Genomic DNA, 5526 nt, shown 5'->3' on the forward strand with positions numbered 1-5526 from the left:
TCGGTATTTGAAATAAACAGTGATTAATCCTGTCGGTGGGTCTTTAAACCAATAAGTACCTAATGATTGACTGTCATAACAATTATATCCAGGTTTATTGGAATCAAATGAACTACTAAAATCACAATTACTGTTATTATTATCTTTTGATATTTTGATAATGTCATTTTTATTATAAATACTAAAATCATATCGTTTTAATGGTTGTTGTGTCAACACCCATTTATCTTTTAATTGTTGTGTTGAATATGTTTTAATTGAATGAGTTGTTTGTTGAGAAAATGAATTTTGTAATTTGGCGTAAATGAAGTGAAAGGGATTAATTAATAATATAATTGTTACAAGAATTAAAATAATTGTTGTTGATAAATGGTGTATTGACACATAGATGGGACTCCTTTCTTGGTTTTTTATGACTTTGTTTAATGGCTGGGTGGTTGTTTTTTCTTTCTTTATTTGGGTTATTTTTTTGTAGTTTGTTTTATTTTTTTAAGGGCCTTGGCAGTTTCTCTCTTGTTTTGCTTTTGCGTTTTTTTTTGCTTCTTTGCCGCGTATATATATGCCTTTATGTGCTTTTTGTTATTGTAGTTAAAATAAAAAAAAGACTCACTTAAGTGAGTCTTTTTTATGTTATTTTTTTACTGTGCCGTCGGGGTTGTAGTGTGTTGTTTTGATTATTTCTTCATTTTTGTCATATTCGTAGATAGTTGTTCCATGAGGGAAATAATATGTTGTTTTGGTTTTTTGGCCGTTGGTGTATTCGTTAATGGAACGAATAGTATAATAGTTAGTTTGGTCATTATATTGATATGATGTACTTTTAATTGGTTTTTCATTTTCATCGAATTCTTTGATAGAATCAATAATTTTGTTTTTATGTTGCTTATAGAAAATTACTTTAATTATTTTATTATTTTTATCACGTTCAATAATATCTTTAATATTTTTATTAGTCCAATAAGACGTTTCTATATTATTATCAGGCGATTTTGTTGGTACAATTGGTGTTACTGTTTTAATTGAAGGATGATTAAATTTAATTAGTTCTTCTTTTGGTTTTGTGATTAGTTTATAATAATAATTTGGAGTTAATTCGGTTTTTTGTTCTATTTGAGGTTTGTTATTTTCATCTTGTTTTGATGGTTCATTTTGTGATGATTCTTGTTGTTGTTTTTTATTTTCGTTTGGTTTTGATAGTTCATTTTGTAATGATTCTTGTTGTTGTGATGGTTCAACTGGTGGTTGAATTGTTGGTTGTGATGGTTCTTGTTGTTGTGATGATTCAACTTTTGGTTCAACTGATGGTTGTGATGGTTCAACTGATGGGTGAATTGCTGGTTGTGATGATTCTTGTTGTTGGTTGTTAGGTTCAGCTGGTTTTGGTGGTTTATTTTGTGGCCGTTTTATAATATATAAAATAAAACAAAATAAACTAACTAAAATAAAAAACAAAAGAATATAAATAATAATTTTCTTTTGTTTTAATTTTTTTAAATTGTTATTCATGATTGTTTTTTTCCTTTTTTAAATTGTTTTTTTGTTATTATTATTCATAAGTTTTAATTTTGATGTTTCTTTTCTTTCTTTAATTTCATTTTTAGTATTTTCAATATTTTCAATATTATGTGCAATAATATTTGGATTTTGTTTAGTTATTTCATTATTTAATTTTATTAAATTATGTTGTTTGAGTTGTTCAGTTAATATTTGGTCATCTTTTGTGTTAATTATTGTTTGAGGAACATGTGGTTTTATTTCATATTTTCTTTTTTCTGCATTTAATCCATTTATAGTTATTTGAAATTCGTTTGCTTTTGTAACAAAACTTGTTTTCAATTTACTCATTTCGCCTGCCTTAAGTAATGTATCTATTGTTCCCATATTGTCAGACTTTATTTTGTCAAATTTGGTTTCATTTTTATTGTATTCTTCTATGTCTTTTTTAATTTCAGCTTCAAATAATTTTCTTAATATATCAGCATTTTCTTTACTAATTGGTTTCATTTTACCGTTATGGTCGAATAATTCATTAATAAAACCTTGATATTTATTTGCAAATCCAGCTTTTATATTTTTGATATCTTCTTGATTTTGATTATATTGTCTATCTTGTTTTTCATATTCTAATTTGACGCGTTCAAGTTGTAATTGCAATTCTTGTATTTTTATTGCATTTGTTTCTTTTTTAAGTTGTCTGTCGATATCTATTGTGCATAGTTTATATGCTAAATTACAAAGTGCACCCCAAGGAGTAATATTAGTAACGCCTTCACCTACAATATTCAAAACTTGAGTAGTATGTTTGTTATAATCAATAGCAACGTCACTTTTAACAGTTTTTTGTGAATCTACAAATTGTGCTTCATTAACTGAATCAATTAAAAAATTATAAAATTCTATTTTATTTTCTAATTCTTCGTTAGTTGTTTCTATCTTATTTAATTCTTTTTCAATTCTAGCTACTTGTTCTTTACATTTGCTTAATATATGAGTTTCTGTTTCTTTATTACCTAAAATTTCATTTACTTCTTTTTCAAAATCATCGTTAATTTTTTTTAAAGCTTTAATATAATCTTTAATACGATCAATATTTTCGGTTATATCGTCTAATTCAGCTTGTTTTTGGTTTTTTTGGTTGTTTAATTCTATTATGTTTGCTTGAACGGCGTTTAATTCAGTTGCTATATAAGCAGTTAATGTTGCTTTGTCGTTTTTCAAAAGTTCTTGTTCTTTTTCTTTTGTTAAATCTATAATTTTTTTAAGTTCTTTGATTTGTTCTTGAATAAATTCTTTGTCTTTTTCTTGAGTTGCTAATTCGTCTTCTGCTTCTTTGATTAATTTATTAACATTATTTATTAAATCAGTAATTAAATTTTCATCAGATATTGTTTTTTCTAAGTTAACTGTTTGTTTAGTAATCTTTTTGCTAAATGCTACAAGTTTTGCTTTTAGTATTTCAGATTTTGATGAATTTGTTTCGTATATGCTATTTTTTTCATCAATTAATTCTAAAATTATATCATCAATAGTTTTTTCTTCGTTTGGTTTAGTGGCTGGTTTTTCAGCTGGTTTGTCAGTTGGTTTTTCAGGTGTCGGTGCTGGTTTGTCAGTTGGTGTTTCAGGTGTTGGTGCTGGTTTGTCAGTTGGTGTTTCAGGTGTCGGTGCTGGTTCGTCAGTTTTTGGTTTGCGTTTTAATTTGTCAAGTGCTTTTCTGACTTTTTCACCAGCTGTTGAGCCTTTGTTGTTGTCGTCGCTACCTTCGTCTTTTGGTTTGTCTTCGCTACCTTCGTCTTGTGATTGTTTTTTGTTTTCTTTTTCTTGTTTATGTTTTTCAAGTTTATCTTTTACTAAATTTACTGGTTTTGTGACAGCATTTTTGCTTGTGTTGCGCCAGTTTGTGCAGCAGTTTTTGCTTGTGTTGTGACGGTTTTTGCTTGGTCGGCTAATTTTGGTTTACGACCGAAAGAATACCACCAAGTGCCAATAGATGACGCGAAAATTGCAATAAATAATATAGCTAAAAATATAAAGTTTAATGGTTTATTTGTTCGTTGAGAGTTTTTGTAATAAACGAATAAAATAAATAAAACGAACCTAATGCTAGTATAAACCAAAATGTAAATGTTCGCATGAATAACATGCATGAAATTGTAGTTATCATATAAATTCTTCCTCTTTAATTTTTTTTATTTTTTTGATTTGTATGATTTTTGTTATAATTTTGATTATTTTTTTAATTTCCTCTGCGTTAGCTTTTTGTTGTTGTGTTGCTGTGTTGGGAATTGTTATGGCGCAACTGGGTTTTTAAAAACCCTGGTTGCGTAAATGGGGTTTAAAATTATTTTTAGGGGTTTGAGGGGTTTTTATTGTTCCGTCGGGGTTGAATTCTGTGGTTCTGTTAACTTTTCCGTTAGAGATAGTCTGTTTTTTGGCAAATTTTCATTGGTTAAATTCAATAACACAATTAATAGTTCGGCCGTCGGGTTGGTAGGTTGTTTTTTTAATTTTTTGGCCGTTGGTAGGGTTGTATTCGTTAATTTTAATAAATTCGATAATTTGGCCGTCGTCTTGATAAGTTGTATTTTTAATTAATTTTTCGTCTTTGTTGTATTCTTTAATTGTTTTAATAGTTTGACCGTTGTCTTGGTATAATGTTTTTTTAGTTTTTTGGCCGTTTTCGTTATATTCGATAATAAACCTAATAGTTTGGCCGTCGTGTTGGTAATTTGTCTTTTTAACTAATATTTCGTTTTCGTTGTATTCTTCGATTGATGAAATAGTTTCATTATCTTTTTGGAAAATTATTTTTTTAGTTGTTTGTGGGGTTACAATTCTAGCTGCTTGTATTCCAGTTGATGGGGTTCCAGTTGGTGATGTTGCACTAGCTGGTTGAACTGGTGGTGTTTGTGATCCAGTTGCTGTTGTTCCAGTTGGTGGTGTTGTGCTAGCTGGTTGAACTGGTGGTGTTTGTGATCCAGTTGCTGTTGTTCCAGTTGGTGGTGTTGTGCTAGCTGGTGGTGTTGGACCTGGTGATTTAGCTCGTTGTTCTTTTATATGATTGTCAATAATATCTAATACATCAGTATCTTTGTCTACTCTTAAACGGTATGCAGTCTTGATGTCGTCGATGTTAATTTGAGTTCGTGGTGGGTTTGTCTTGTTGCTTTCTAAAACAAGAGTACTAACAGCTTCGTCTAATATACCAGTTAAAATACGGTTTGCTCGTTTGTAAGGTGGTAATTCGTCTAATGCTCTATTAACAACGTTTAATAAGTAATCTTTGGCATCGTCACTGTATGGGTTTTGACGTTTTTTGATTAAGAATTCTAACATCTTTTTACGATCTTCAAAATTGCCTGGTTTGATTTCGATCATGTAACTAAATCTTGATTTGATGGCTTCGTCAATTTTGTTAACGTGGTTAGTTGCTGCCATTAAGAAAACTGGTTTTTTAGGATCGTTTTCATAACTTGTCATTTGAGCTTTGAATTCGTTAATGATATTCACGGTGTCGGCAGTAGTTTTAGATTGACTATCAGTTAAGTCTTTAAAGACCTCTTCACATTCATCGATGAAAATGATGGCTCCACCTGAATTTTGTGCTTCTTTTCTTGCAGTAGCAAATAAATCACGTACCATTTGAGGTGCTTCTCCAACTGTTCCTTTTGAAAATTGAGATGCTGATGTGTCAAAAAATGGCAATTTTACTTCTTTTGCTAATGCTTGGGCGAAAGTAGTTTTACCAGTACCAGCTACTCCGTGTAATAAAATACCAGTTGGGACTTTAACTTCTCCAATATTTGGAAAGTTTCCAATACTCTTTAAAAAATTTAAAAAACGATCTGCGGCTTCGCGTTCGTCTTTAAACCCGATTAATTTATCAAATGATGGCATTTTCTCTAAGTCCGTTTTTGGGAATGGTTCTTTATTAGTGTTTGATGGTGTTTGTATTTGGCTTGTTGATGTGCTACTAATATTTTTTAATTCAACGGTAGATAAACGTTTTTCTAATTTATCTATTTTCGT

Annotated in this window: 5 protein-coding genes and 1 pseudogene; 1 reads left to right on the top strand and 5 read right to left on the bottom strand. The window is 29.6% G+C overall.

Features of this window, described 5'->3' with window-relative positions; genetic code table 11:
• The 3 genes and pseudogenes from KTO59_RS03225 to KTO59_RS03235 all read right to left on the bottom strand — a co-directional run.
• Positions 1 to 384 (bottom strand): annotated as a pseudogene (locus KTO59_RS03225) (hypothetical protein); the annotation flags it as partial.
• 246 nt (positions 385 to 630) lie between these two features.
• Entirely contained in the window at positions 631 to 1506 is an 876-nt protein-coding gene (locus tag KTO59_RS03230) for a hypothetical protein (protein ID WP_284928605.1), read from the bottom strand.
• 18 nt (positions 1507 to 1524) lie between these two features.
• Positions 1525 to 2718, bottom strand: coding sequence for a hypothetical protein (locus tag KTO59_RS03235; protein ID WP_284928606.1), 1194 nt, complete (start codon positions 2716 to 2718; stop codon positions 1525 to 1527).
• Positions 2719 to 2830: 112 nt separating this feature from the next.
• Between KTO59_RS03235 and KTO59_RS03240 the strand changes: the two genes are divergently transcribed.
• The gene (locus KTO59_RS03240) at positions 2831 to 3424 is read left to right on the top strand and encodes a hypothetical protein (RefSeq protein WP_284928607.1); all 594 of its coding nucleotides are present in this window, start codon (positions 2831 to 2833) and stop codon (positions 3422 to 3424) included.
• Between the two features lie 108 nt (positions 3425 to 3532).
• Here the strand turns inward: KTO59_RS03240 and KTO59_RS03245 are convergent, their stop codons facing one another.
• Together KTO59_RS03245 and KTO59_RS03250 are read right to left on the bottom strand one after the other, a co-directional pair.
• Entirely contained in the window at positions 3533 to 3661 is a 129-nt protein-coding gene (locus tag KTO59_RS03245) for a hypothetical protein (RefSeq protein ID WP_284928608.1), read from the bottom strand.
• Positions 3662 to 3939: 278 nt separating this feature from the next.
• On the bottom strand, positions 3940 to 5526 hold a 1587-nt coding region (locus KTO59_RS03250), incomplete at its 5' end, for a DUF2963 domain-containing protein (protein ID WP_284928609.1).

Origin of the sequence: Candidatus Phytoplasma sp. AldY-WA1, from assembly GCF_020312115.2 — a bacterium.
GTDB classification, from domain to species: domain Bacteria; phylum Bacillota_I; class Bacilli_A; order Acholeplasmatales; family Acholeplasmataceae; genus Phytoplasma; species Phytoplasma vitis.